This is a genomic window from Aliterella sp. E5.1, assembly GCF_057473825.1.
Genome location: NZ_JBYCCV010000003.1, coordinates 117,282 through 143,386 on the forward strand (window position 1 = coordinate 117,282; position 26,105 = coordinate 143,386).

The 26,105-nt window shown below is 42.8% G+C and carries 20 protein-coding genes, 1 other RNA gene and 2 pseudogenes; 12 read left to right on the top strand and 11 right to left on the bottom strand.

Annotation, left to right across the window (positions count from 1 at the left end; genetic code table 11):
• Positions 1 to 6 precede the first annotated feature (6 nt).
• On the bottom strand, positions 7 to 3,510 hold the full coding sequence (mfd, locus tag AC2VE5_RS02380; protein ID WP_486886181.1) for a transcription-repair coupling factor: 3,504 nt from the start codon (positions 3,508 to 3,510) through the stop codon (positions 7 to 9).
• Between the two features lie 230 nt (positions 3,511 to 3,740).
• On the opposite strand from mfd, the gene AC2VE5_RS02385 reads away from it, so the two are divergent.
• Entirely contained in the window at positions 3,741 to 4,328 is a 588-nt protein-coding gene (locus AC2VE5_RS02385; protein WP_486886182.1) for a CPBP family intramembrane glutamic endopeptidase, read from the top strand.
• 8 nt (positions 4,329 to 4,336) lie between these two features.
• Here the strand turns inward: AC2VE5_RS02385 and AC2VE5_RS02390 are convergent, their stop codons facing one another.
• The 4 genes from AC2VE5_RS02390 to AC2VE5_RS02405 all read right to left on the bottom strand — a co-directional run bounded on the left by AC2VE5_RS02390 (position 4,337) and on the right by AC2VE5_RS02405 (position 7,094).
• On the bottom strand, positions 4,337 to 5,179 hold the full coding sequence (locus AC2VE5_RS02390) for a polyphosphate kinase 2 family protein (protein ID WP_486886206.1): 843 nt from the start codon (positions 5,177 to 5,179) through the stop codon (positions 4,337 to 4,339).
• A gap of 616 nt (positions 5,180 to 5,795) precedes the next feature.
• Positions 5,796 to 6,557 carry a pentapeptide repeat-containing protein gene (locus AC2VE5_RS02395; RefSeq protein ID WP_486886183.1) on the bottom strand — a complete coding sequence of 254 codons (762 nt, stop codon included), beginning with the start codon at positions 6,555 to 6,557 and terminating at the stop codon, positions 5,796 to 5,798.
• A 173-nt stretch (positions 6,558 to 6,730) separates the two neighbouring features.
• Positions 6,731 to 6,865 (bottom strand): nucleotide exchange factor GrpE, encoded by a 135-nt coding sequence (gene grpE / locus AC2VE5_RS02400; protein WP_486886207.1) that lies wholly within the window; start codon positions 6,863 to 6,865, stop codon positions 6,731 to 6,733.
• The gene (locus AC2VE5_RS02405) at positions 6,816 to 7,094 is read right to left on the bottom strand and encodes a hypothetical protein (RefSeq protein ID WP_486886209.1); all 279 of its coding nucleotides are present in this window, start codon (positions 7,092 to 7,094) and stop codon (positions 6,816 to 6,818) included. The genes grpE and AC2VE5_RS02405 overlap by 50 nt, the downstream gene beginning before the upstream one ends.
• A gap of 838 nt (positions 7,095 to 7,932) precedes the next feature.
• Between AC2VE5_RS02405 and AC2VE5_RS02410 the strand changes: the two genes are divergently transcribed.
• On the top strand, positions 7,933 to 8,208 hold the full coding sequence (locus AC2VE5_RS02410) for a hypothetical protein (RefSeq protein WP_486886184.1): 276 nt from the start codon (positions 7,933 to 7,935) through the stop codon (positions 8,206 to 8,208).
• 124 nt (positions 8,209 to 8,332) lie between these two features.
• Here the strand turns inward: AC2VE5_RS02410 and AC2VE5_RS02415 are convergent, their stop codons facing one another.
• On the bottom strand, positions 8,333 to 9,421 hold the full coding sequence (locus AC2VE5_RS02415) for a WD40 repeat domain-containing protein (RefSeq protein WP_486886185.1): 1,089 nt from the start codon (positions 9,419 to 9,421) through the stop codon (positions 8,333 to 8,335).
• 377 nt (positions 9,422 to 9,798) lie between these two features.
• Here AC2VE5_RS02415 and AC2VE5_RS02420 point away from each other — a divergent pair, with 377 nt between their 5' ends.
• On the top strand, positions 9,799 to 10,179 hold the full coding sequence (locus tag AC2VE5_RS02420; RefSeq protein WP_486886186.1) for a hypothetical protein: 381 nt from the start codon (positions 9,799 to 9,801) through the stop codon (positions 10,177 to 10,179).
• 307 nt (positions 10,180 to 10,486) lie between these two features.
• On the opposite strand, the gene AC2VE5_RS02425 is transcribed toward AC2VE5_RS02420, so the two are convergent.
• Positions 10,487 to 11,794, bottom strand: coding sequence for an aminopeptidase P N-terminal domain-containing protein (locus AC2VE5_RS02425; RefSeq protein ID WP_486886208.1), 1,308 nt, complete (start codon positions 11,792 to 11,794; stop codon positions 10,487 to 10,489).
• Between the two features lie 181 nt (positions 11,795 to 11,975).
• Between AC2VE5_RS02425 and psbM the strand changes: the two genes are divergently transcribed.
• Positions 11,976 to 12,095 (top strand): photosystem II reaction center protein PsbM, encoded by a 120-nt coding sequence (psbM, locus tag AC2VE5_RS02430; protein WP_106369270.1) that lies wholly within the window; start codon positions 11,976 to 11,978, stop codon positions 12,093 to 12,095.
• 76 nt (positions 12,096 to 12,171) lie between these two features.
• Here the strand turns inward: psbM and AC2VE5_RS02435 are convergent, their stop codons facing one another.
• Entirely contained in the window at positions 12,172 to 13,020 is an 849-nt protein-coding gene (locus tag AC2VE5_RS02435) for a universal stress protein (RefSeq protein ID WP_486886187.1), read from the bottom strand.
• Between the two features lie 264 nt (positions 13,021 to 13,284).
• On the opposite strand from AC2VE5_RS02435, the gene AC2VE5_RS02440 reads away from it, so the two are divergent.
• Together AC2VE5_RS02440 and AC2VE5_RS02445 are read left to right on the top strand one after the other, a co-directional pair.
• The gene (locus AC2VE5_RS02440; RefSeq protein WP_486886188.1) at positions 13,285 to 14,829 is read left to right on the top strand and encodes an NAD(P)H-hydrate dehydratase; all 1,545 of its coding nucleotides are present in this window, start codon (positions 13,285 to 13,287) and stop codon (positions 14,827 to 14,829) included.
• A 249-nt stretch (positions 14,830 to 15,078) separates the two neighbouring features.
• Positions 15,079 to 17,553 carry a bifunctional diguanylate cyclase/phosphodiesterase gene (locus AC2VE5_RS02445; protein ID WP_486886189.1) on the top strand — a complete coding sequence of 825 codons (2,475 nt, stop codon included), beginning with the start codon at positions 15,079 to 15,081 and terminating at the stop codon, positions 17,551 to 17,553.
• Here AC2VE5_RS02445 and AC2VE5_RS02450 read toward each other — a convergent pair whose 3' ends face one another.
• From AC2VE5_RS02450 to AC2VE5_RS02460, 3 genes and pseudogenes are all read right to left on the bottom strand, one after another.
• Positions 17,554 to 18,915, bottom strand: a complete 1,362-nt coding sequence (locus AC2VE5_RS02450; RefSeq protein WP_486886190.1) for an NAD(P)/FAD-dependent oxidoreductase — start codon at positions 18,913 to 18,915, stop codon at positions 17,554 to 17,556. It abuts the gene before it with no gap.
• A gap of 162 nt (positions 18,916 to 19,077) precedes the next feature.
• Positions 19,078 to 20,314, bottom strand: a pseudogene (locus AC2VE5_RS02455) (RNA-guided endonuclease InsQ/TnpB family protein).
• 599 nt (positions 20,315 to 20,913) lie between these two features.
• On the bottom strand, positions 20,914 to 21,285 hold the full coding sequence (locus tag AC2VE5_RS02460; protein WP_486886191.1) for a hypothetical protein: 372 nt from the start codon (positions 21,283 to 21,285) through the stop codon (positions 20,914 to 20,916).
• Between the two features lie 611 nt (positions 21,286 to 21,896).
• Here AC2VE5_RS02460 and AC2VE5_RS02465 point away from each other — a divergent pair.
• From AC2VE5_RS02465 to AC2VE5_RS02490, 6 genes and pseudogenes are all read left to right on the top strand, one after another.
• Entirely contained in the window at positions 21,897 to 23,210 is a 1,314-nt protein-coding gene (locus tag AC2VE5_RS02465; protein WP_486886192.1) for a type IV pilus twitching motility protein PilT, read from the top strand.
• Positions 23,211 to 23,346: 136 nt separating this feature from the next.
• A non-coding RNA gene (ssrS, locus tag AC2VE5_RS02470) (6S RNA) lies at positions 23,347 to 23,530 on the top strand.
• A 132-nt stretch (positions 23,531 to 23,662) separates the two neighbouring features.
• Positions 23,663 to 24,925: a rod shape-determining protein RodA gene (gene rodA, locus AC2VE5_RS02475; protein WP_486886193.1), complete on the top strand. Its 1,263-nt coding sequence runs from the start codon at positions 23,663 to 23,665 to the stop codon at positions 24,923 to 24,925.
• Positions 24,926 to 25,013: 88 nt separating this feature from the next.
• Positions 25,014 to 25,082: pseudogene (locus tag AC2VE5_RS02480) on the top strand (Uma2 family endonuclease); the annotation flags it as partial.
• 105 nt (positions 25,083 to 25,187) lie between these two features.
• Entirely contained in the window at positions 25,188 to 25,382 is a 195-nt protein-coding gene (locus AC2VE5_RS02485; protein WP_486886194.1) for an NAD(P)H dehydrogenase subunit NdhS, read from the top strand.
• Positions 25,383 to 25,410: 28 nt separating this feature from the next.
• Entirely contained in the window at positions 25,411 to 26,064 is a 654-nt protein-coding gene (locus AC2VE5_RS02490; RefSeq protein ID WP_486886195.1) for a hypothetical protein, read from the top strand.
• The last annotated feature ends 41 nt before the right edge of the window (positions 26,065 to 26,105 follow it).

The window sequence follows — 26,105 nt, forward strand, 5'->3', positions numbered from 1 at the left end:
GGTTCTTCACATCATTACAACTTCAGGAATTGCCCCTTGCATTTTACTTAGGGCATCAATCAAGTTGTCTAGCTGCTGGTTGGGTTTGAGTAAGTTGAGGCTGCGAACGAGGATTTTACCTGGCGCATAGACATAACGAGATCGCAAATGTTCGGGTAAATTCTCGACCATTAAATTCCAAGCAGGTTCTGCCATGGCTGTTTCTAAAGCAATATGCTGTTTAGCCTCTGGTTTAATGCGACTAAAGCCGAGAGATTTGGCTAGTTGCTTGAGTTCCATCACTCGCAATAGCTGTTTAGCGGCGGGTGGTACTGGACCAAAGCGATCGCTCCATTCGGCGGCAATGGCATCTAACTCAGCTTGAGAACTAGCTGTAGCAACCGCTCTGTAGGCACTCATTTTTTGATCCAAGTCGGCGATATAATCGGCGGGAATAAAGGCAGTCAAATTGAGGTCAATTTGCGTATCTTCGACTTGGGGAATTTCTGCCCCTTGAATTTCTCTAATCGATTCTTGCAATATCTCCATATACAAATCGAAGCCAATTACTTCCATTTGTCCTGATTGTTCTGCCCCTAGCAAGTTGCCCACGCCTCTAATTTCCATGTCGCGCATAGATAACTGATAGCCAGAACCGAGGGTAGCAAATTCTTGAATTGCCCTTAACCTTTGCCGCGCGGCATCCGATAGCATTTGCCCTTTGGGGTAAAATAGCCACGCATGAGCCTGAATGCCTGCCCTCCCGACTCTACCGCGCAATTGGTATAGCTGAGATAGACCAAATTTGTGAGCATCTTCAATCAAAATTGTATTGACTCTAGGAATATCTAAGCCAGACTCAATAATGGTGGTACAAACAAGAATATCCGCGTCACCATTATTAAACGTGAGCATGGTTGATTCTAATTCTGACTCATCCATTTGCCCATGCGCGATCGCAAGTCTCACTCCTGGAAGCGTATCGCGTAACTTTGCTGAAGTTTCCTCAATGCCATCTACGCGCGGTACTACATAAAACACCTGTCCCCCGCGATCGATTTCTTGACGAATTGCACTGCGGATAGTCTCAGAATCGTAGGGAGATAAATGAGTTTTAATTGGTCGCCTGGAGGGGGGCGGGGTTGTAATTAAACTCATTTCCCGAATCCCTGATAAAGACATATATAAAGTGCGGGGAATTGGCGTAGCACTCAAAGTTAGGACATCTACTTTGGTTCGCAGTGCTTTAATTTTTTCTTTTTGGTTGACACCAAAACGTTGTTCTTCATCTATAACCAACAAGCCTAAATCGCGGATAGTAACACCTTTACCTAATAATTGGTGCGTACCTACAACTACATCTAGTTCTCCTGTTGCCAATCGAGTTTGAATATTGCGGCGTTCTTCGGCGCTGCGGAAGCGGTTGAGCAAACCAACTTGAATCGGGTAGGGTGCGAAACGTTCCTTGAGAGTATGGTAATGCTGCTGAGTCAAAATAGTTGTAGGAGCAAGCAAAGCGACTTGTTTACCCGCCGTCACGGCTTTAAATATGGCGCGAATCGCTACTTCTGTTTTGCCAAAACCAACGTCCCCACACACTAAACGATCCATCGGGCGCTCGCTCTCCATATCGCGCTTGACATCCGCCGTAGCTTTCAATTGATCGGGTGTAGGGGTATAAGGAAAGGAATCCTCCATTTCTTCTTGCCAAGGCATATCTGGCGGGAAGGCAAAGCCTGTTTGCTGAGATCTGGCGGCGTAGAGTTTGAGTAAATCTACAGCCAATTTTTTAATTGCTTTGCGGACTTTATTTTTAGTCGCTGTCCACGATTTGCCCGACATTCGATTTAGTACAGGGGGCGCGTCCCCTGTAGCGCGAAATCGACTTAAAGAACCCACTTGATCGGCGGCTACTCTTAGCAAACCATCGGCGTACTGAATTACTAAATATTCGCGGGTTTCTCTATTAATAGTTAGGCTTTCGAGCTTAAGAAATTTACCTAAGCCATGACTGCGATGAACAACATAATCCCCTTGAGCGAGTTTATTAGGGTCTACTTGTTTGGAGGCGGCGCGGCGGCGTTTGCGGACGTAGCCAGGAGAAGCTAGAGAATGCTGCCCGTAAAATTCGCGATCGGTTACAACTACTAAGCGAAAGGTAGGTAAGATAAAGCCTTCTAATTCCGCAAGTCCTGAATACTTAAGAGCTACCGGAGTATGCTGAATTTGCAACCTGTCGATTGCTGGGTAGTCGCGGGGATTGGGAACAAATTGCGCCGGACAATCGTGTTCTTGGAGTAAGGAAACTGAGCGACTAGGCTGGGCAGAAATTAGCCAAGTAGAAAAACGGCGATCGCGTTCGTTGCGGATAGTTTCGGCAAGTTTGGCGTATTGATGAGGGGTAGAAGGTACGGGACGGCAGGCGAGGTTTAGCCCAGTTTCTTCAGCAAGTTCGCCTAAATAAAGTTTGTGAAAGTCTGTAGCAGTGGCAATTGATTCAGTAAAAGAGCGGTGAATTTTGGGGAGACTCTTATTAGTTCCTTGCTGCCATTGTTCTTGGACATTTTCATAAGTGCGATCGCTATGAGCAATACATTGATCGTTTTCATCGATAACAACTAAGGTATTTTTGGGCAAATAGTCTAGTAAAGATGCGGGATGCTCGAAAGCTATGCCTAAAAATCTCCTGCTACCTTCAGGGGGTTGTCCGTTATCAAACTTTTCTTGTTCAGGCTCAGATAGGAAGGATTTAACAGTATTTGCGCCTTCTGGTGTCAAAGATGCGGTAATAATACTGCCAAAATTAGTCGGAGTTAGGACAATCTGCTCGATTTTATCTAAAGCCGCACCATTATTTGTATTGCGCGGGGTGCTGCGTTGCGTAGCGGGGTCAAATTCCCGAATATTTTGCAACTCATCGCCAAACCAATCTAAACGCACAGGTAGCTCGGAAGCCACCGGAAAGATATCGACAATATCGCCGCGCCGACTCCATTGCCCTTCTAGTTCTACAAGGGGAACTCGCTCGTAGCCTAAATGAGCGAGTTGGGTACTAAAAGTTTTTAAGTCTAACTCCATCCCCCGTTTGAGGGTAAGACAAAAGGGCAAAAACTTTTCTTGTGGTGGTAAGTGGGGCTGTAAGGACGCATGAGTAGCCACGATCGCCATTTTTTTGGGCTTATCGGGATTATCTTTAGCGATTAAATCTGCTAAAACTTGCATTTGTCCCCAAATCATTTCTGTTTCTGGGTCAAAGGGTTCGTAGGGCGAGGTCTCGGAAGTAGGATAAAGATGTACTGTTTGCCAGTCCATAGCTTCCAATTGAGCCGCCCAGCGTCCGGCTTCTTCTAACGTGGCGCAGACGACAAATAAATTTTGCTCTCTATTTTGGGCTAAAGCTGAAGCAATTAATCCTTTAGGTAAACGGGGAGCGCCGCTTAGATAACATACTTGCTGGCGATCTAATTTAGATAATAATTCTGTGGAGAGAGGCGATCGCCCCAAAGACCGAACAATTGCGGAAAAAGGCATAGATTCTATAAATTTTAAATATTACTGACTTAAAAAAGCTACTATCTACCATTGTAAAAGTCTATTTTCGTAACTACTTGTCTGGTAGCAGATGAATTACTAGCAAGTTTTAGAGTAGGATCAATGGTTGAAGCACACCTAAGCGCCAGCTAATTGATCGCCCTGTAAAAATTACTAGGACACCGCCAACGCTTTAGCTTCAATAAACTCGTCCTTTTTGTCCCCCTTCTGTGCCTGAAATCGATCCCCATCTTCAACCTCTCACACGTACTCAGCTACTTATAGCCATGGGTGTGACTGCCGTTTTATTGGGGTTACTTGCCAAGCTTTGGTTGCAGTTGGGTGATGTTGCCTTACTGCCTTTGCGCTGGGATGCTGCCACCATACCATTTGCAATTGCCATAGCTGCGATCGTCACGACTATTAGTTCGTTGATGTATCAATTTTGGACAGCTTACCGCAATAGTGCCGATTTTTACTTAGAATTTGTGCTTAAGCCTTTGGTATTGCCCGATTTGATTTGGGTAGGATTATTACCAGGACTCAGCGAGGAGCTATTGTTTAGAGGTGTAATGCTGCCTGCTTTTGGATTGGATACAGTAGGAATTGTTGTATCTAGTGTTTGTTTTGGGATTTTGCACCTGAGTAATTGCAAGCAGTGGCAGTATGTTGCGTGGGCTACTATTGTGGGGTTTATCCTCGGCTACAGTGCGGTACTAACGCATAATTTGCTCATTCCCATCGTTGCTCACGTCCTCATAAATCTAATTTCTAGCTCTATTTGGAAGCTAAAGCATCCTGCATCCCAAACAGAGTAAGTATTTGTTCAATCGGGGATTGTGAGGTTTGTTGTATCAGCTTCAGATTGGGGATATTGAGGATTCATTGCTGCTAACGTATCCGCGATCGCTCGCGCAATTACTAAGTTTCTATACCATTTTTTGTTTGCAGGTACAACGTACCAGGGTGCGTAAGCTGTGGAGCAATTATTAATCGCGTCTTGATAAGCTAATTGATAGTCATCCCAAAACGAACGCTCGTTGACATCATTAATTGAAAACTTCCATAACTTATCTGGGTTTGCTAATCGACTTTCCAGACGTAGTTTCTGTTCAGCTTTGGAGATATGTAGAAAAAACTTGATTACGGTAATATTACTAAGCGTAAGCATTTGCTCGAAATCATTAATTATGTGGTAACGTTTTTGCCATACTTCATCCTCAACTAATTTTTTGACTCTCACAATCAGCACATCTTCGTAATGAGAACGATTGAAAATTGTAATCATTCCCTTTTGGGGGGTCCGCCAGTGATAGCGCCATAAAAAGTCATGATTTGATTCTTCTAAACTGGGATGCTTAAACGACCAAACGCGACAGCCTTGAGGATTTACGCCGCTAAAAACTTGTTTAATTGTGCCATCTTTTCCTCCAGTATCCATTGCTTGCAAAACAATCAGCAAACTGCGTTTATTTTCAGCATAAAGACGTTCTTGTAGTTTTCCCAAGCGATCGCGTTGATACTCAAGTTCTTCTTCAATATCTTTCTTTTTCCTATAACTTTCGCAAGCATCGGCATCAAAATCAGCTAAATTAATTAAGTTATCTGGCAATACTCGATAGCGGGGGTAATCTGGCTTTGGTGGCTGGCTAGAACTTGTTTCGGGCAAGACTGTTACTTGCTCGATTGCTGAAGAAGTAGCTTTTTTTGTTTGAGAACTTTCCGCTTGCTTGGAACTATTTTTTGACTCAGATTTATCTTTCTGCACTACTATCTCCAAGGTTTTTAGTGTTTATTTTATACTGAAAATTATTCTTTCTTAAGCCTGATGCAAAGGAGAGTTTCTGGCACAAATATTAGTAATAAATCTCATTTTAATTTCACTCATGGAAACCCAGCAAAACACTAATCCTGACAACAACAAAATTACTCAAGAGCAGCGCGATAGCGTACTTATACTAAGTTGCGCTCCGACATAGCAGCAGGGTTCCTGGGGTATAGCCACTTTTCCTGAATTAAGGATGATTTTTTAGAACGCAACTTGGTATTACTCCAGAGCAAACGCCTTCTTGGTCTTGGGGACTTACTCTATTATTGATAGCTTTAGGAAGTCTGATTATATTTGCAGGCTTCTATTCGGGCATTATCAACGTGTAGAATAATGTACCAGTTTAAAAAGGTTTGGCTTTTTTAAACTGTACTTAAAGTATGAAGGATGACTAAATAACTTGGTCATCCTTCCAAAGATTGATAATAAGTTAGAGTTGAGGCGATCGCGCTAGTAATTATTGATGAATCCGACCATCGGGCATAATTGTTCCGTGCAAATTTGCGCCCGTTAGTTTGACCATAATGCGATCGCCTGCTCCCACTTTAGCACCGCTCAAATCAGCGCCACTCAGGTCTGCACCGCTAAAATCGGCTCCAATTAAATTAGCTTCCCGCAAGTTAGCATGACTAAGATTTGCTTGGAGTAAGTTAGCTCTAAATAAATTTGCTTTAGATAAATCGGCTTGTTGCAAATTAACTTTGTGCAGAAAAGCATCGCTCAAGTTAGCCTCACTAAGATTAGCTTTACTTAAGTTTCTGTAGGAAAAATCTTTCTCTTGAAGATTTGCACCTCTTAAATCCACTCCACTAAGGTCGCCGTGGGGCTTTTTGGGCTGACTGTAAGACTCATAATGAGATTTATGCCGCGAAGACTGGTAGTAACTAGCTGGCGGCGGCGGTGGCGGCGATTGGGGCGGCTTTTTTTGTTGAGACGATTGGTAGTAACTAGAGGGTGGTGGTGATTGAGGCGGCTTTCTTTGTTGAGACGTGTAAGCTGTGGGAATACGATCGCGTGACTTTACTTCACGCAGGCGATCGCGAGCATGATTAATTTCTTTAATTTTGTCTTGTGCTTTTTGATGTAGCCGCAGATTGTCTTTAGGAATGCGATCGGGATGCCAAATAAAAGCTAAATCTTTATAAGCTTGATTGACTTCGTCGAGGGATGCCCCTGGCTCAAGCCCAAGTACTCTGTAGCATCGGTCTAGATCGTTCATCTACACCCTAACCCCTAATACCATTCTTTTCATTGTGCCTTGCACAGGGCAAAATAGGCAGCAAGTATAAAAAACAATTGAAATTTGTCATGTAACTGATACCCAAATTAAGCAATCGCTTATCCGATTTTGTCGGCGCTGCTTAAAGGAATAGGCAGGAGGAACCGTTAACTTTACTCCGTTACGTCCGCTCTAGACGTAATCACCTCCGTAGGACGGAGAACTTTATCACCTAAATGAAACCCCTGGCGCAAAACTTTAGTAATTGTCCGATCTGGTAGATCGGAACGTACTTCTCGATCGACCACGCGGCACAGTATTAAAGTCTGGCTGCGTTCCAACAAGTTCTATAGGTAAAACTTGGCGCTTTGCTAACACACCAAGAAACTTGCGATGAGATGCTCCCATCGATCTAGGCAAACGTTGAATAAATTCTGGACTGGGAGCGGGGTTGTTTTTCAAGTAGTCAAGTAAGGCTTCTAAAGCATCGCCAACTTCTAACAGTTCTAGACAAAGATCATCGGGGGAGCATCTCACTTTTGCGATAAGTATTAGTACTTAAAGTAATTAAAGGACTAGGCAACTACACTTCTTCGCAAAAATGTATGATGGAGTTAAAAACAGACAGGACGCACGGGATGTAACTCTAGAGAAAGCTGAATCACTAGAAGCCCATCTACAAGCTATTGCTGCCATTCTCTAGGAGGAAACCCCACCAGAGAAATTGAACACTTTAGAAGAAATCGAGCCTTGGCAGTACGCCAAAAGGTACTCAAGCACGTCGTCAGTCCAGAAATTGGTGTTTTTTTATCCAAGCAGTCACAGGGACAAGCGCAGGCAGGAAAAGACGATTAAAAAGCAGCATTGGCAGCTTAAAAATTACGGAAAACCAGGCGAAAAAGCTAGATTTGGAACCAAAATCGCTATGTATTTGACTTGAAAATTTAAGCGGAATAAACAAATCTATAATATCATCTTGTGACTTTTATAAAGTAGCACCCAAGCTAGATTGGAATTTGTTATGAGCTTTAATTGAGAAAGGTTATTGAAAACCCTCAGTGGTGGCGAAAAGCCCTTAATCCGGTTTCTAGTTTCAATGCTACTCGCACCCCTAATTTTACGAAGTGTGGGACGACTGTTTGCAGAAACATGAGCCATTCGACACCACTGTACAATCACTGAAGTAATTTGGCGGTAACACGGAAGTTGGGCAAACTACTCAGTGAAATTACGCTTGGATACAGAGTAGAGGTAACACTAAAGTCTATTGGTGGATGTTGAAGAAATAATCTTGAATCTTGTAATAACTTTTCTTGACAGTCATTTGTTTAAATTGCTGCATGAGCATCTCATGTTCAAGTGTCTTTAATTTTCTATGAATATTTTGCCACAGAAACAAAATTATTGTAGTCAGAAAACTTTACTCAAAGGAACTACAAATATGTTTTCTATGAATCTCAAGCGCTTAATATTAATTCTAGTCTTTCCAGTAGCAGGAGTAGGAATATTAACTGCTCTCCCTAATGAAAAAACTGTAGCTCAGATTCCAGCAGCTATTGATCCAAATCCTGGTACGGCGCAGACATCTCCTAAAGCTAAAGTCAAATTCAAGAAACCTAGTATAAGTGTAAGCCAGTTCCACATTAAGTAAAGCCGCATTTGCGAAGTGTCACTGCTTTTACACATTTTAAAGGTTATTGAAATTTACTCATAACAGGTCTAGGTACGGTTAGTTTCTGCTCTAAAATTTGTGACGTTAGAAACACAAATACTGGCTAATTGAACCATAGGAATTTTGCAGGTTTAGTAGATACACTCCAAATTTTAATCGTACCGTCTTGGCTACCACTAGCAAAAATCTGCCCGTCTGAACTGAAGGCAATAGAGTGAACAACATCGGAATGCTGAACAAGGGTACGGAGCAATTTTCCAGTGCGAAAATTCCAAATCTTGATGTCATTCCTAACACTACTACTGGCGAGAGTCTGCCCATCGGGGCTGAAGGCGACAGCGTAAACTGGGGTTGCATTCGGATCAAAATCGTAATTAAACCATCCTGAATCTGCCGATAGGGTGTGGAGCAATTCTCTAGTCCGAAAGTTCCAGACAGTGATGGTTTTGTCATCACTGCTACTAGCGAGGGTTTGCCCATCTGGGCTGAAAGCAACTGACTCAAACGAATCTAAATGCCCCAGCAGAGTGCTAAACAATTTACCATTACGCAGATTCCAAAGCTTAATTTTATGATCAAAACTACCACTAACGAGGGTTTGCCCATCAGGACTGAAAGCAACTGACTTAGCACCTATAGACCACGTGAGAGTGCGAAGTATTTTACCAGTGCTATAGTCCCAAACATTTATCGTCCCGTCAGAACTACCACTGGCGAGGATTTGCCCATTTGGACTAAAGGCAACTGACGCAACCAAGTCTGAATGCCCATTTAGAGTACGAAGCAGTTTTCCAGTGTGCAAATTCCAAATTTTGATAGTCTTGTCATCACTTCCACTAGCAAGGGTTTGTCCATCTGGGCTGAAAGCAATGGAATTAACACCACGCGAATGCCCATTTAGAGTACGAAGCGGTTTCCCAGTGTGCAGATTCCAAATTTTGATTGTATTGTCATTACTGCCACTGACAAGTATTTGTCCATCACGACTAATTGCAACAGAGGTAACACTGAAACGTAAATGACCAGGGACTGTGTAAAGAAGTTGAATCTTGGGCGATGATTTTATAAGTGGTGCAGAAGTTAAGGTTTCGCCTATTTTTTGCGGTTCTGGTGATTGGAACTCCTTGCATCCAGTAATAGTAGATGCGATTGCTAGTGCTAGAACTGGTAAGATTTTCCAGCAGATTTCCATAGTGTATTTATGTTTAGCCAAATACATAGTAAAGGTCGAACTAAAACCTGTAAATAGAGGCTTATTTCATCTTCCCCTTGACGTTGCAATTAATACAAATGTTGCAAGATCCAAACTTGGGTTGTGTTGCAAAAACTTTGTGAGGACATAAAACCCCTGTGCAGGAGTTCGGATTATGCAACCACTCCAAAGATTTGATACATAAACTTGATTCGTTCAGTAACGGCGCTTTTGTTAATGGATGTGTTGTCTTACGCTTATAATGGCTCCATACATCCTAATTGTTCCGACATAAGGTATTCAGTAAAATGTGAATTTTAGAGATCCTTTTCACTCTATTGTTATTGAATCCCTTAACAACGAGAATAAGTTTTTAGATGAGCTTGTTAAAGTTAATTGGAGTGGCTTTAGGTGGCATATTTTTAGCTCAAGTTGCCCCACGGTTGCTTATCAGGAGCGATTTAGAAAGATTTTTTGGAGCTGAAGGTCTTGCAATTCAGTATACTGGAATCGCCCATGTTTTGACTCGTCAAGCTTATTGCGGTGGTGGTCCATCGGCATTTACTTGTACAGCAGTACGAATTACAGACCTGAAGCACAGGAGTAATAAATCTGGTGAAGGAGGAAAGCCAGTTCCAGGTTGTGCCTTTCCTTATACAAGTAGTGCAAAGGTTTATAGCTGGTTTGGAATTCCAGTTCAAACAGTCAGTATTGACTGTAATCTTGGTACGACCTTAGTAAAGCATCGCATCTTTTAGAAGTTCGGGTTGGGTATTAGGCGATGCATCCACTAGCCCATATATCTGCCTTATGTCAACAATTAGACATCCGTCTCAAAATAATACTTGTTAAGGGCAGGATTAGCGTTGAACCACAGGAATTTTACAGGTTTAGTAGATATATTCCAAATTTTAATCCTACCGTCTTGGCAGGAGCATCTTAGTTTTGCAAATAGCGGAATCGAATAGCTATGTACCTATAGCAAAATTACGGATAACGTCACAAAAAAGCGATCGCAATTTCACAATAGTTAAAAGCAATCGCTAGCATTAACTAAATATAAATTTACCCTTCTAATTGCGACACTAATTTAGGCACTCCATCCGTCAAAATTTCCTGTCCTGTGGCTGTAACTAAAACATCATCTTCAATCCGAATCCCAATCCCACTCCAACGCGGATCTATTTCGCTTTGATCTTCGGCTGGGGGAGTATTGGGAACAATATATATACCAGGCTCGACTGTCAAAACGTTTCCAGCCTGTAAAATATGTGGCGATTCGCCATGCTGATAAACGCCGACATCGTGGACATCCAAACCTAGCCAATGCCCAGTTCGGTGCATATAGAAGGGTTTGTACTTTTCTTCTTCAATCAATTTATCAATTTCGCCACGCAAAATGCCAAGCTCTACCAACCCCTCAGTAATGACTCGTACCGCCGTATCGTGAAAAGCATTGTAAGGATTTCCCGGCTGAACCTGCGCGATCGCTTTTAATTGCGCTTCTAGGACAATTTCATATAATGCCTTTTGTTCGGGTGTAAATTTGTCTCCTACAGGAAAAGTACGGGTAATATCGGCGTTGTAATAGTCGTAAGCACAGCCTGCATCAATTAAGAGCAACTCGTTATCAAGCATCTGACGATTATTCTCAATGTAGTGCAATACGCAGGCATTATCGCCGGAAGCAACGATCGAAGGATAAGCAACCCCCATTCCCCCCCGCATCCGAAAAATTCGCTCTATTTCCGCTTGAATTTCGTACTCGTAACAGCCGGGACGAGCGAGTTCTCGCGCCTTGTTGTGAGCCTCTACTGAAATAGCCGCCGCTTGGCGCATTAATGCTAGTTCTGATTCGCTTTTGACTAGGCGCAAAGGGTGCAGTGCCAAATTACTATCTTCCATCGCCATTGGTCCCGTACCTCGCCGGGGATAAGTCGCAACCAATCGCTGCCAAAGTTTGAGGATAGTTTCATTAAAAGCGCGATCGCGTCCCAAATGATAGTAAATTTTTTCGGCTTTTTCTACATATTGAGGCAATTTCTCCTCTAGTTCGCCAATAGGGTAAGCAACGTCCGCACCATAGCGGCTTTTTGCTTCTTCTACTCCCGTGCGATAACCCGTCCATACTTCCTTTTCTCGCTCCTTGGGTTGAACAAAAAGAATAAAACGGTGTTCTTCGTGGTGCGGTGCTAAAACGGCGACGGCTTCTGGCTCGTTAAATCCTGTCAAGTAAAAAAAATCGCTATCTTGGCGAAAAGTGTACTCTACATCATTGTGCATAACTGCCATTGGCGCACTGCGAAATATTGCCGTCCCGTTGCCAATTTTTGCCATTAACTGCTGACGGCGATTTTCGTACTCTGCTTGCATAGTGTAGGTTGGTTCGTTGCTGTCTTGGAAACCTTGACGCAGGAATCCTCCCGCGCCCAAGTTTCCGTGTTTATATTTATTCTAGGCTTCCCAAAACCTCTGGGCTTAAAATCCCATTGCGCGTGCTTATTAGTGATATCCTATTGGTGTTGGACTGCAATCCGCGAGAGGCTTTCTTTCGATGCAAGTTAATGATTTAGGTTTTGTGGCAAGTATTTTATTTGTACTTGTGCCTACGGTTTTTCTGTTGATTCTGTATATTCAAACTGCCAGTCGCAATAGTGGTAAAAATGATTCGTGATCGTTAGTTTTAAAAAAAAATCCCTACACCGTAATAGTGCAGGGATTTTTTTATGGGAAAAATGCGATCGCGCTTTTTAACCCACGGTACGCGCCAATAGCACGGGACAGGTGGCGTTTACGCGCACGTAGTCTGATAAAGAGGCACTAACTAGCCTGTCTATATCCACAAAGCTCTTAGCGATCGAAGGACGGCGGTCGGGAGAGCCAATAATTAACAAATCTGCATCTTGCTCTTGAGCCAAGCGACAAATTTCTTCGGCGGGTTTACCAGAGGTAGCAATAACGCGCGGTTGGACTCCTTGTTTTTTAGCTTCAGCAATTGCTGGCGCTAAAACTGGGTTTTTCTCGGCGGATGTCGCTACTTCGCCGGATTTGCTACTCGCATTTTTATCGACGTGCGCTAAAATCAATTGACCGCCTTTGATATCTCTAACTAAAAATAATGCCAATTGCAAACAGTGCTTGGTAGCGTCCGAACCATCTATTGCTACCATTATGCGCTTAATTTTTTTGATGTAAATGTCATCTTTTACTAGCAACATTGGGCGCGATGACAATTGAAAAACGTACTGGCTGACAGAATTTGCTAAAATTGACTGCAAACGTTTTAAGCCCCGCGAACCCATAATAATCAAGTCAGCATTGATTTCGTCTGCTACTTGGCAAACGACATCTTTTGGATCGCCTTGACGTAAAATTGCTGTCACTTTACTAGCGTCTAAGTTGACTGTTTCAATCGCCGAGCCTAAAATCTTCCCTCCTTCTTCCCATTTGCTAGTCATAACTTGGGCGGAAGCTTGAGCGGGGACAACGTGTAAAACCGTTACCTCTGCTTGCTCAATTGCTGGTACTTCTTTCAAAGTTTTGAGCATTTCTTCGGCGTGTCCTAGTCCAGAAACCGCTAATAATATTTTTTTTATCATCGCTTTACCTCTTACAAGTTAGCTATCACTTTTTCCGATTCCTCAGTCTTACGGAGGAATTTTTAAATTTTGCTGAAATTAATTTATGGCTTATTAATCGCTTCTATCTCAAGTATTTCATCATAAAAGATCCTACCAACTTTATTATCCAAATTTGACGATTTGTTATTTTTAATAATTATGATAAAGGTAAAAATTGCTGTTAGTTACGCATACAGGCAAGGGTAATTTTGTCTAGCTAATTTAGTTAAAAATAATAAAGTTATGGATAGGAAGAAAAAAATCGAGCAAATTGTTGTCAGCGCTCAGCAAATGCGCGACATTGAAGGGCAAATATTTGCCGCCGGAATGCCTGTAGCGGCATTAATGGAAAAAGTTGGATTAGCGATCGCTCATAAGACGCTCGAAATACTGCAAACACCTCCAGCACAGCGAGTTGGGGTATTAGTAGGCTCTGGGCATAATGGCGGTGATGCCTTGGTTGTGGCTCGTGAGTTACATTATCGCGGCTACAACGTAGTTTTTTTTAGTCCCTTTTTTAAGCATAAAGAATTAACTGCTAATCACGCTCAGTATGCAGAAAGCTTAGGAATCGTACGCTGCGACAGCATAAAAAAGCTGCTAAAGGAGTCGGATGTATTAATCGATGGCTTGTTTGGCTTTGGATTGGAGCGCGATATTACAAATGAGATAGCTAAATTAGTAGATCGAGTTAACCAATCTTCTCAACCAGTTATTAGTATCGATTTACCTTCTGGCTTGCATACAGATACCGGGGAAGTGTTGGGGATAGCGATTAAGGCAACTTATACCTTTTGTTTGGGGTTGTGGAAATTAGGCTTACTTCAAGATCGAGCCTTAGATTACGTTGGCAAAGCTGAGTTAATAGATTTTGATATTCCTTTAACAGCGATTGATGCTGTGTTGGGCAAAACGCCGCCGATAAAAAGGATGACTAGAGAATTTGCGATCGCTTCTTTACCTCTACACCGTCCTCCCGTTACTCACAAATACCAGCAAGGACATTTACTATTAATTTGTGGCTCTGCGCGTTATGCTGGCGGGGCAATTTTAACTGGGTTAGGCGCAAGAGCAAGTGGTGTAGGAATGCTGTCTATTGCCGTTCCCCAATCGCTGAAAAGCTTATTAGTTGCTCAATTGCCAGAAGCTTTAATCGTAGGATGCCCAGAAACAGAACTTGGGGCAATTTCTGAATTGAAATTACCAGCAAAAACTAACTTAGATTCCTTTGATGCGATTTCTTGCGGACCTGGTTTAACTTTAGAAGCTACGCCCATAATTCAAGAAGTATTACTTTGTAACTGTCCGTTAATTTTGGATGCAGATGGTTTAAATATATTGGCAGAATTGGGAACTATATCAACTTTAACCCAGCGAAAAGGGGCAACAATTCTTACTCCTCATACCGGGGAATTTAAACGATTGTTTCCCGATTTGGGCGATCTCAATCCCATTGAATCAGTCACCACCGCCGCTAAACAGAGTGGAGCCGTAATTTTACTAAAAGGCGCGAGAACTAAAGTCGCATCTCCCGATGGAATAGTCTGGATTAACCCCGAAAGCACCCCCGCCTTAGCCCGTGGTGGTAGTGGCGACGTGCTGACAGGGTTGATGGGCGGATTAGTTGCTCAAAAATCTGCTCAATCTATGGATGAAATAGCTGCTGTTGCTGCTTGGTGGCATTCTCAAGCCGGAATCAAAGCAGCGCGCGATCGCACTGAAATGGGTGTAGATGCGTATACTTTGAGCCAATATTTGCTGGCAGTGTTGCCAGAAATTAAAATTTGAGTCTATGCTTTAAGGTCTATACGTTTAGAAGCTAGATAATTTTGGCTGTTTAAAAGTGTTCTATGCCTCGTTAGCTAAAATTATTTGTTTAAATAATAATAACTCTGCCTTTATAAAGGCGAATAACCAAATATAAACTGCCATTCTAAACAAAGCTTTTAGCAGTAAACCCTACAAAATAATTGAAACTTTCTAACTTGAAAAGGCTAACGCTCGGTGCTTCCCATACATACTACACTTGGAGCAAGTATGCCAAGTAAGCAAATAATTCAGATTAGCCAAGCTCTTGAGGTTAGTTACGATTGGCGCTTAGTCATCCTTTCTTTAGTAATAGCTATTGTCAGCAGCTACACTGCTTTAGATTTAGCAAGACAAGTACCTGTAGCATTTGGACGTGCTAGCAAGCTTTGGCTGTTGGGAAGTGCGATCGCACTAGGCATTAGTGTTTGGCTGATGCACTTCATTGCGATGCTGGCTTACGATTTACCAATACCTATTAACTACAACTTCTATATCGTCTTTCTATCAATGATAGTGGCGATCGCTTGTTGTGGTATGGGGCTATTATTTGTGACCAAACAACCCCTAAATTGGCTGCGCTTCTTTGCAGGAGCTAGTTTTGTCGCGGCAGGGGTTGTAGGTATGCACTTTACTGCTATGACAGGGATGGAACTAGCGGCAATACCCGTGTACGATCTGAAGATCGTTGCCCTTGCCAACTCATCTACAGTTATCCTTTGCTTTATCGCTCTATGGTTTGCGTTCCATCCTAGTGCCGCACGAGTTCCAAAAAATATCCGCAAGCTCGGCAGTGCAGTTTTAACGGGGTTAGCGATTGACTCGCTGCACTATACAGCGATGGCAGCAGTCAAGTTTTACCCCAGCTTTAAGTTACTAAAAAAGCAGCCGCCTGGAAACGATGATTATGTACTAGCACTTTCTATTAGTATTGCGGCTTTAATTATCCTTGCCCTAGCTTCTTTAGCGTCCTCTTTTGGACAACGGCTGAGTGCCGAAATTGCTAAAGCTGAAGCATTGCAAGAGAGCGAGGAACTATATCAAAGCTTGTATGATTTTGCGCCGGATGCTTACTTTACTATCGCTGCTGACGGTAGAGTCAAATCTGTCAATCAGTATGGGGCAGAAGTTTTGGGATATACCAAACAAGAGTTGATGTATCAAGACTTTTCTATGGTTGTCTATGAAGACGATCGCGATTATTTTCAACAATTGTTTGATAGTATCTTTAGAGAAAAGTTAGCGCTCGCGGAAGCTGAATTACGTAAAGTCCGTAAAGACGGCTCAATTATCTGGGAACGCCAGCGCAGTCAATTAATTTCTAATAATGACGGCGAACCTGTGGAATTGCGGATGATTTGCCGAGATATTACCGAGCGCAAGCAGGTAGAAGAACAGTTACGCCAGAATGCCTTTTATGATGCGCTAACAGGTTTACCCAATCGAGTGTTATTTATAGAGCGCCTGGAGCAAGCGATCGGGCAGACCCAAAGACACAAAGAACATTTATTTGCTGTCCTTTTTCTCGATTTAGATCGCTTTAAAGTCGTCAATGACAGTTTAGGACATTTGATAGGCGATCGCTTATTAATTGAACTTGCGGGCCGCCTCAAGTTATGCCTGCGCCAGTCAGATACCGTTGCCCGTCTAGGTGGTGACGAGTTTACCATCTTGTTGCCGGATATTGAAGATAGCAGCGATCCTATCCGTGTTGCCGAGCGCATTAAAGAGGAACTGCAATTACCTTTTGCTCTAGACGGCAATGAAGTATTTACCTCTGCTAGTATCGGCATTACTTTAAGTACCACAGGCTATGAATCTGCCGAAGATGTTTTAAGAGATGCTGATATTGCGATGTATCGTGCCAAAAGCCAAGGAACGGCACGTTATGAAATATTTAACACAGATATGCACGCGCAGGCGATCGCGCTCTTGCAGTTGGAAACTGACCTCCGATTAGCTATTGAACGTCAAGAATTTCGCCTGCAATATCAACCTATAGTCTTGCTAGAAAGCGGTAAAATTGCCGGGTTTGAGGCATTAATTCGGTGGCAGCATCCCCAAAAGGGACTCTTGCTACCAAATGAATTTTTACCAACAGCAACAGAAACTGGATTGCTGATTTCTCTTTGTCGGTGGGTAATTCGCAGCGCTTGTCAAGAGGCAAGGCAATGGCGATCGCAATTTCCCGATCTGCTATTAACAATTAGTGTCAATCTTTCAAGTAAACGTTTCAACCAATCTAATCTTAGTACGGAAGTTGCGGGAGTTTTGCAAGACACGGATTTGGAGGCATCTATTTTGAAGCTAGAAGTCACTGAAAGCCTGATTATGGCAAGTGCTGAGACGGTAACGGCGATGCTTTACGAGTTGAAAGATTTGGGGGTTCAATTATCTATTGATGATTTTGGTACGGGATATTCATCCTTAGCCAGACTGCACCATTTTCCGATTGACGAATTAAAAATAGATCGCTCTTTTATTAACAGCATGAGCAACAATCCAGGAAATTCGGAGATAGTTGAGGCAATTATTGCCTTGGCACAAAAGCTCAAGTTGGATGTGACCGCAGAAGGGGTAGAAACCCCAGAACAATTAGCAAAACTAAGAGAATTGAAATGCAAATACGGGCAAGGATTTTTCTTTTCTCGCCCGTTAGACAGCGAAGCTGTTAGAGAATTAGTTTTGACAAATCCAACGTGGTAACTAGATTTCAACAGCAGTTTTGTTATTTACTGAGGCAAAGCGATCGCTTATTCGAGCTTCCCCATCAACTGTTAGTAGCGATTCCCCAGTAATCAAACGCGCTCCCCGGTTGCGAGTCCAATAGTTCCAACCCCACTGAAGCATGACTACTAATTTATTATCAAATTCAATCAAAAAGTAGATATGGACAAATACCCAAGTTAGCCAAGCTAAAATACCGGAAAACTTAACAAAGCCTAAATCTACAACAGCGGCGTTTCTACCAATTACCGCCAAGCTACCGCGATCTAAGTAGCGAAAGGGGACGGATTTTTTACCCCCAATAGTGTTTTGAATTAGCTTGGCTACATAGCTGCCTTCTTGCATAGCGACAGGCGCAACCCCTGGCAATGGCTTACCATTTTGGTGCGAAAAACTTGCCAAATCCCCGACTACAAAAATATTTGGATAATTTGGTACGCTCAAATCCGATGCTACAACTACTCTCCCAACGTGATCGAGTTCCGCGCCTGTTTTTTTTGCCAAAATAGCGCCCATAGGCGAAGCTTTGACCCCGGCTGCCCACAAAATTGTTTTTGCAGGGATTTGTTCTGCTTTGTCTTCTTGGCGCATAGTTACGATGTCATCAGTAATATCTGTAACTAGCGCTTTTGTCTTCACCGTTACGCCCAATTTTGACAAAGATGCTTCGGCTTTTGCTGATAAATCTGGGGTATAAGGCGGGAGAATGCGATCCATCCCTTCTATGAGTAATATTTGCGCTTCGGAGGTGTCGATGTTGCGAAAATCTTTTTTTAAAGTGCTATAAGCAAGTTCTGCGATCGCTCCAGCTAGTTCTACTCCGGTTGGTCCTCCTCCCACTACCACAAAGGTTAACCAAGCGCGGCGTTTTTCAATATCGGTTTCTTTTTCCGCCGCTTCAAAGGCTACAAATATTTTTCGGCGCATTTCTAGCGCATCTTCTACGGTTTTCAATCCTGGGGCGACTTGTTCCCAGTTGTCGTTGCCAAAGTAGTGATGGCTTACTCCGGTGGCGACAATCAAGCTATCGTAAGTTAGCTCTTGATTTTGTAAGGTTACTTTTTTTGCTTCCGGATCGATATCTAACACTTCACCCATCAGCACTTGAGTGTTTTTGCTGTGATTGAGTACCGATCGCAGAGGCGAGGAAATATCTGCCGGAGACAATGTACCCGTAGCAACTTGGTAAAGTAATGGTTGAAATAAATGGAAGTTGCGTTTATCAACCAAAGTGACAAAAACATTCTTGTCTCGGCTCAAAGCTTTAGCTGCGTATAGTCCGCCAAAGCCGCCACCCACAACTACCACATGATGAGGAGATTGATTCTCAGCATTTATCATCGCAAGTTACTTCTAGAAATATCTTTATAAGTATTTATACTACTTTACATTAATTTACTTGCAATAGACGTAGCGATCGCTACTAGCGGACTAATTAGCGATTTTGGTGTTTTTTAGGTTGCTAGAAGGTGACATCCTCCCAGCGCTAAATCGGAGTACCGATTATAGCGTGGGCTTCCCAAGAGTCGCCTCTGGGATTTGCTGCTTCACGGGAACCAATGCGCGGTCAACCTCCACAGCCAGCATTACCGTCTGTCCGACGGCTGTAAGACCTCGCTGCTCTACGACTATTGCCGCAGCTACATCCCGGTCTGTTATATATCCACATTCGGCGCAATTATGCACTCGCTCATCAAGTTCTTTTTTTCCAGTATGAGTCCCGCAATTAGGGCAAGTCTGACTCGTCCCCTTGGGATCGACTTTGGCAAAGTAAACACCTCGCTTTTTACATACCCAGCCCAGAATCTCCAGAAATACACCCCAGCCAGCATCCAGACAATGCTTTGCTAACATTCCTCTACCCAGGGCAACCAAATTAAGGTCTTCAGCAAATATCATTCCCACGCCATCACAAAGCTGATGGGCGGTCAGGAAGTGAAACTCACGGCGGGTATTGTGGATATGTTCGTGCAAAAGAGCTATTTTTTTCTGGGCTTTACGATAATTGTTCGAGCCTTTGACTTTATCCTTCAATTGACGTTGCAGCCATTTAAGCTTGCTTTGCAATTGGACAAAGAATTTAGGGCGAGCAACCATTTTCCCCGTACTTGTAGCCAAGAAACTGAGCAAGCCCAAGTCAATACCGACAGAAATACCAGCAGGCATAGCCTCTGGGATGGTTTCGTCGCATTGTAGTACCAACATCGCATACCAACCGGAAGCTTTCTTAACTACTCGCACCTGCTTGACGACCATTCCTTCGGGAATTGGTCTGTGCAGGACAATTGGGACAGCCCCAATTTTAGGCAGTTTTATCTGCCACCCAGTAACGGGGTTAGCCTTGAATTGCGGGAACAACAAAGAGCGCATCTGTCCGTACTTCTTGAAACGCGGAAAACCAAAACCCCGCTCCTGCATAGAACGAAAAGACTTGTCCAATCTTGCCAACGTCTCTTGCAATACTTGCGAGTGAACATTGTCAAGAGTAGGAATTACTTTTCGTGCGCTCGTCAGATTCCGTTTTTGGGCGTAGTAGTTGGTATAAGGAGTGTCAGCAGGAATGATGTATTCCGACCTCAAGGCTACAAGCATTAACGGCACATTTGCGCGACTTTATCCAATCTCGCCGTTCTGCCAAAGCGTAGTTATAGACGCGGCGCGATTGCTCCAACCAATTAAGCATAATGGCTTCGGCATTGGTGTCTGGATAAATTCGGTAGCTGTATGTGAGGTTAAGCATACAACTATTGTAGCATTTCTAGGGAGATTTATTTATCTCCTAACTAATCAATATATTGGCAACTCCTCATACATCTCCTCCCCTGTTGAAGTTGCGCTTCAACAGGGGAGGAGATATAATCGTCGCCGCCCGCCTATCCATCCCGTCGCTCACCTAAGTACAGGTAGAGCGCGGGGCTTCCGGCGACTAGCTAAGCTGTTCCAATAAAGCTCTGTCTAGTTCTCCTGCCGAAATTAGTCCTTTGCGAGTCAGGATCTGTCCTAAAAAAGCTTTATCTGTAAGTTCAATAGTTTTTAGCATTGTTGCTTGTTAGCTACAAAATGTTTTTGCGCTCGTTCTAGTTGAGAAAAGTGTAAACCTCAGCATTGCTGCCATTTTCTCTAGCAGTATTTTACCCAATCCCCAACAAAAAGCATTTAAATTGAAACTCATTTGAGTTATTTGCGTCATCCTAGCGGAATATATTCTGTTATACTACTGAAATATATTTTTAAATTTAGTCTTTTGGATTACAATTTTATACATAAAAAAACCCGGCTTCGACCGGGCAGATTGATGCACTCGTTAGTGCAGACTTTTTGCTTTTTAGGCAACGCCTGCTACCCGATATCGCACGTCAAAGGACAAGCTGCATAAACAGAAGTGTGTGCATTATCTACCTCACCATGCAACCAGCTTAACCAAGTTACTTCTGTTGGGTGGATGCCCTTGAAAGTCAAAATACCAGCACCAGCAATTACTGCAAACAAATTTAAACCAATCAAGCTCCCAGCAACCAATAATACTGCACTAATTGGCATTACTGATTGGAGAATAACCGATAGTAAAGAACCAATAGTAGCCATTAAAACAACTAAGGGAAAACCCACTACTAGCAAGCATACTGCCAAGGTAAAAGTCCAAATTAAAAAGCTTTTAACCATAAACAAAAAATAAGTTTTTCCTAGACTGGAGCTTTGAGCTAGAGCCATGATTTACCTCCAAAGGTAATAAAAATTTTTAAATTGAGTAGAATTTCTATCGACTAGAAAATCTCTAGCCTGTCTTTAAAAGTAAGTATATAGACTCCTTTCCTAAGTATGATCGGTTAGTTATTAAAATTTACAATCAACACTCTATGTTTGTGAATGCAAAGTTTCAATAAAGCCCTCTACAATTTTTTTCTCTGGCTTTATCTTTGAAGCTAATTGTTGGAACCCTCTCTAATTCTAAGTCGTGACTTTTTCAGCTTACTGATTCTAGTTTGTTTTCCTTAGCTTTAGATTTAGATTAAATAGTTTATTAACAATTAGCTTAATATTTCTTATAACTAAAGGAATGCTTTCTCATAATTTCTGCGTAGATAGCGAGACAACCCCGATCGAGACATTGCAGCGCCCGTCTAGATAAAAAAATTGATTGCCTGATAATTTGGGCAGGATCTTGGGAAGACTAGCGAAAGAGGATGCAACCAAAGAAATCATGCAGGCATAACACTCAAGCTAGGCTAAAGTTAATTAGCTTTGTGCCGCCCAAGAGATTTCTTCAATCGCACGTTTTATATTGACATCCGTATAGTGAGCCTAAAAGTAGTTGTAGATATATGACAGAATCACAAAGCCCGTTAAATTCTAATCCTTTAGATTCCCGCATCCCACCGCCACCGCCACCAAGACAAAATGTTGCTACTAATGTTAATGGTGGTACGCAACGGCAGCCTAGGTCAGCCATAGAGAGTACAAATTCTCAGACTGGTACTGCTTATCCTGCTCCCTTACCCCCAACTTCGGCTTATCAACCTGCACCACCGTTGCCCAAAGCTCCAGCAGCGCGTTCTAGCTTTGGTAAAGATGTACAACCAACTTTAGAAAAATTAGTCCAAGAAGCTTATGAACAAGGAGCTTCTGATTTACACCTAGGCGTAGGTGAAACCCCTCGTTTCCGCGAACGCGGTCAGATTATTATTAGTCAGTATCCACAAACCGATGAAGCGACCTTTTTTGAGTGGTTAGGAGAAATTCTTACTCAACAACAAATTGAGACCTTTCGAGAGGAGATGGAGTACGACGGTGCTACCCAATACGAGGAATTGGTGCGGGTGCGGATTAATATCTTTATGTCGCTAAATGGACCAGCGATGGTGATGCGGTTAATTCCCTTAAAAATTCTCACCATGGAACAACTAGGTTTACCGCCAGTTTTCCGGGATTTGTGCCACTACCATAAAGGCTTGATTTTGGTTACAGGACCAACGGGTTCGGGTAAATCTACGACGATGGCAGCAATGATTGACTATATCAATAGAGAAATGCCCAAAAACATTATTTCTATTGAAGATCCAGTCGAATTTGTGCATAAGAGTCAAAAATCGTTGATCAAGCAAAGAGAAGTAGGCATTCACACCTTAAAGTTTGACAATGCCTTGAAAGCATCTTTGCGCGAAGACCCGGATATTATTCTAATTGGGGAAATGCGCGATCGCGAAACCGTAAATACAGCCCTCAAAGCCGCCCAAACTGGACACTTAGTTTTTGGTACTCTCCATACTAACGGCGCTGCTAAAACTATTGAGCGGATTCTCAACCTCTACAACCCAGAAGAACAAGCGCCCATGCGGATTCAAGTCGGCGAATCTCTAGTTGCTGTAATCTCTCAGAGTTTGGTAAGAACAACCGATCGCAAACGAGCGGCAATTCACGAAATTATGATTAATACTGATGCAATTAAAGACTACATCTTGCGTAATGAAATCGAAGAAGTAGAGTCTATTATTCCTCGATGCAACTTTGAAGGAATGTGTACTATGAACCAGTCGATTTATAGACTCTATGAAGAAGGCAGGATTACAGAAGAAACCGCCTTAGAATCATCCCCCAAACCAAACGAAATGGCTCAAATTCTCCGAGGTAGGGCTTAAACAACTATCTGCCTCTAGTTAACCGCAATAAACATGAGTGTTTTTTCTAGAGGCAAATTAGTTAAATCGCTTGCCCAACAAGGCTTTGCTGCATTTTTGTCAAGTTGAAAAGTAAATTGCTATTATAATAAGTAAGGTTGCGCTGCGACGTTGGTGACTGCCAATAATGTTTTTGATCTATGTTTTGTCCGATAAGGGAATCAAAACGTTTCGGCAGCAGTAAACCGGGCTTGTACCCGGAAACTTCAAGCTAAACGTCCCGATACCCACCTGGTTTTACCAGGTCTAAAACTGAGGTAAGACGGCGTTGCGGTCAACTTTTTAATTAATACTACCTACCTTAAGAAAATAAGACCTGCGATCGCAAACAAGCACAGAACGTAATTAGTTACGCTCTGTTTTTCAATGTAATTTAGGGAGATAAGAAGTACAATACTTGCCTCGATTACCAAATGCTAAAGCGATCGCTATTATTTAAAATCCGCCCTACCTACCTATTTGCAGCTTGGAAGCAAATAGATTTATGGCTACTTGGCTTGTGCGCGATCGTAACGCTGTTTGGCGGCATGATGATTCGCAGCGCCGAATTAAACCAAGGACTTACCGATTGGTGGCAGCATTGGCTTGTAGGTGGTGTGGGCTTCATTGTAGCGATGCTGATTGCCCGGTGGCGCTACGAAAATTTGCTTCAGTTGCATTGGGTAATTTATGGCATGACCAATATCAGCCTACTAGCAGTAATGATAATTGGTACTAGCGCTAAAGGAGCGCAACGTTGGATTACAATCGGTGGCTTTAATCTCCAACCATCAGAATTTGCCAAAGTCGGAGTCATAATTACCTTAGCGGCAATTTTACACACCAAAACTGCCTCGACAATTCCAGCATTTTTAAAAGCTTTAGCAATTACAGCCGTACCTTGGGCTTTGGTGTTTTTGCAGCCAGATTTAGGCACTTCGCTGGTATTTGGGGCGATTACTCTAGGAATGCTTTACTGGGGAAATGCCAATCCTGGTTGGTTAATATTGCTAGTTTCGCCCCTGATTTCGGTGATTTTGTTTAATGTGTTTTTGCCTAGCTGGATAGTTTGGACGATCGCTATGTGCGCGATCGCTTTTTTTACCCTCCCTTGGAAGTGGATGGGGGGAATAAGCGCCGTTGCCATCAATCTTGTTGCTGGAGAATTAGGCAGTTTGCTGTGGGGAATATTAAAAGATTATCAAAAAGACCGGATTATTCTATTTCTCAATCCCGAAAAAGATCCCCTGGGGGGCGGTTATCATCTAATTCAATCGCGGATTGCGATCGGTGCGGGGGAGAAGTGGGGACAAGGGCTAAATAAAGGTACTCAAACCCAGCTTAATTTTATTCCAGAGCAACATACAGACTTTATTTTTTCAGCAATTGGGGAAGAATTGGGCTTTGCTGGCTGCTTGATAGTTTTATTTGTTTTTTGGCTAATTTGCTGGCGCTTAATCCATATTGCTCAAACTGCTAAAGATAATTTTGGCTCGTTACTAGCTATTGGCGTGTTGTCGATGCTGGTATTTCAAGTAATTGTAAACATTAGCATGACTATTGGTTTGGCTCCTGTTACAGGTATTCCTTTGCCTTGGATTAGCTACGGGCGATCGGCAATGCTGACTAACTTTATTGCAATTGGGATCGTAGAATCGGTTGCAAATTATCGTCAACGCTTAATCAAATACTATTAAGTGCGATCGCGTTTATATACATTTTTAGTTTTGAGGCTTTAGCAATGATTGCATCCCCTAACAGCCCTATTTTACTCCTGACCAATACCTGCATCTGGAAGAAACGGACAACACTAAGCACGAGTATATCGATGGACAAGTCTATGCGATCGCAGGCTAGAAATGCTTTGTGAGGATGTATTACTGAGTTAATTTGTTGTTAATTTTCCAGCCAAGGCAAAGTAAGGTAACTTTAAAAAAGCAACTCTTAAATTAAAAAATTATGATATTCCCTGGCTCAGTAGTGCGCGTGAATAACACTAACGATACCTACTACGGTGTCACTGGCTTAGTTCAAAGAGTAACCGATGGCAAAGTGGCGGTACTATTTGAAGGCGGTAACTGGGATAAAATAGTTACCTTCAAATTGTCCGAACTCTCTCCTGTAGAAGTTACGGGACGCAAAAAAGCAAAATAGTCAGTGCTGACTCAACCTAAAACTATTTATGCGCCTTCCTCTCCCTCAATTTGCGATCGCCGATCGCCCATCTCACCATATTGCTGAGGTGATCGAAACTGCTACTACCGAATTTTTGGCTCAGTGTCTAGATCCAGATGATTTGAGCTTTCCGGCGATGCCGCCCTTTGGTAGCTGGGTAAAATCTCTAGATGAAGAATCGGGCAACCAAGTTTACGCGGTGGTTTACCACGCCACAACTATGCCCATAGATTCTATTCATCGGGCTAGAGCTTTAGGTTTGTCTTTGCAAGACTTGCGCGAACAACAACCCCAAATATTCGCCATGCTCAAAACCGAATTTCGCGCCGCAATTGTTGGCTTCAAGCAACAGCAAAGTGCTAAAAGTCCGAGCCAAGTCTATCAGTATTTGCCCCCGCGTCCGCCCCAAATTCATCAAGCCGTCAACCACTGCCAACCCCAAGAAATTGTTGAATTTAGCGAACAGTTAGATTTTTTGCGGACGCTATTGCAAGTAAATGGCGCTCCGGTAGAAGCTTTAACGGCGGCGGCAATTCGCGAAATATATCAATTGCGTCAAGGCGATCGCCCTTGGCTTGTCAAAGCTGGGCGCACTCTGAGCGTACTCCTCAAAGATGATTACGATCGCTTAAAAATTATCTTGAGTCAAATCCACCCCTAGAGGGTTATTTTTACTTGTTTTCTATAGTAACTTAATAGTTT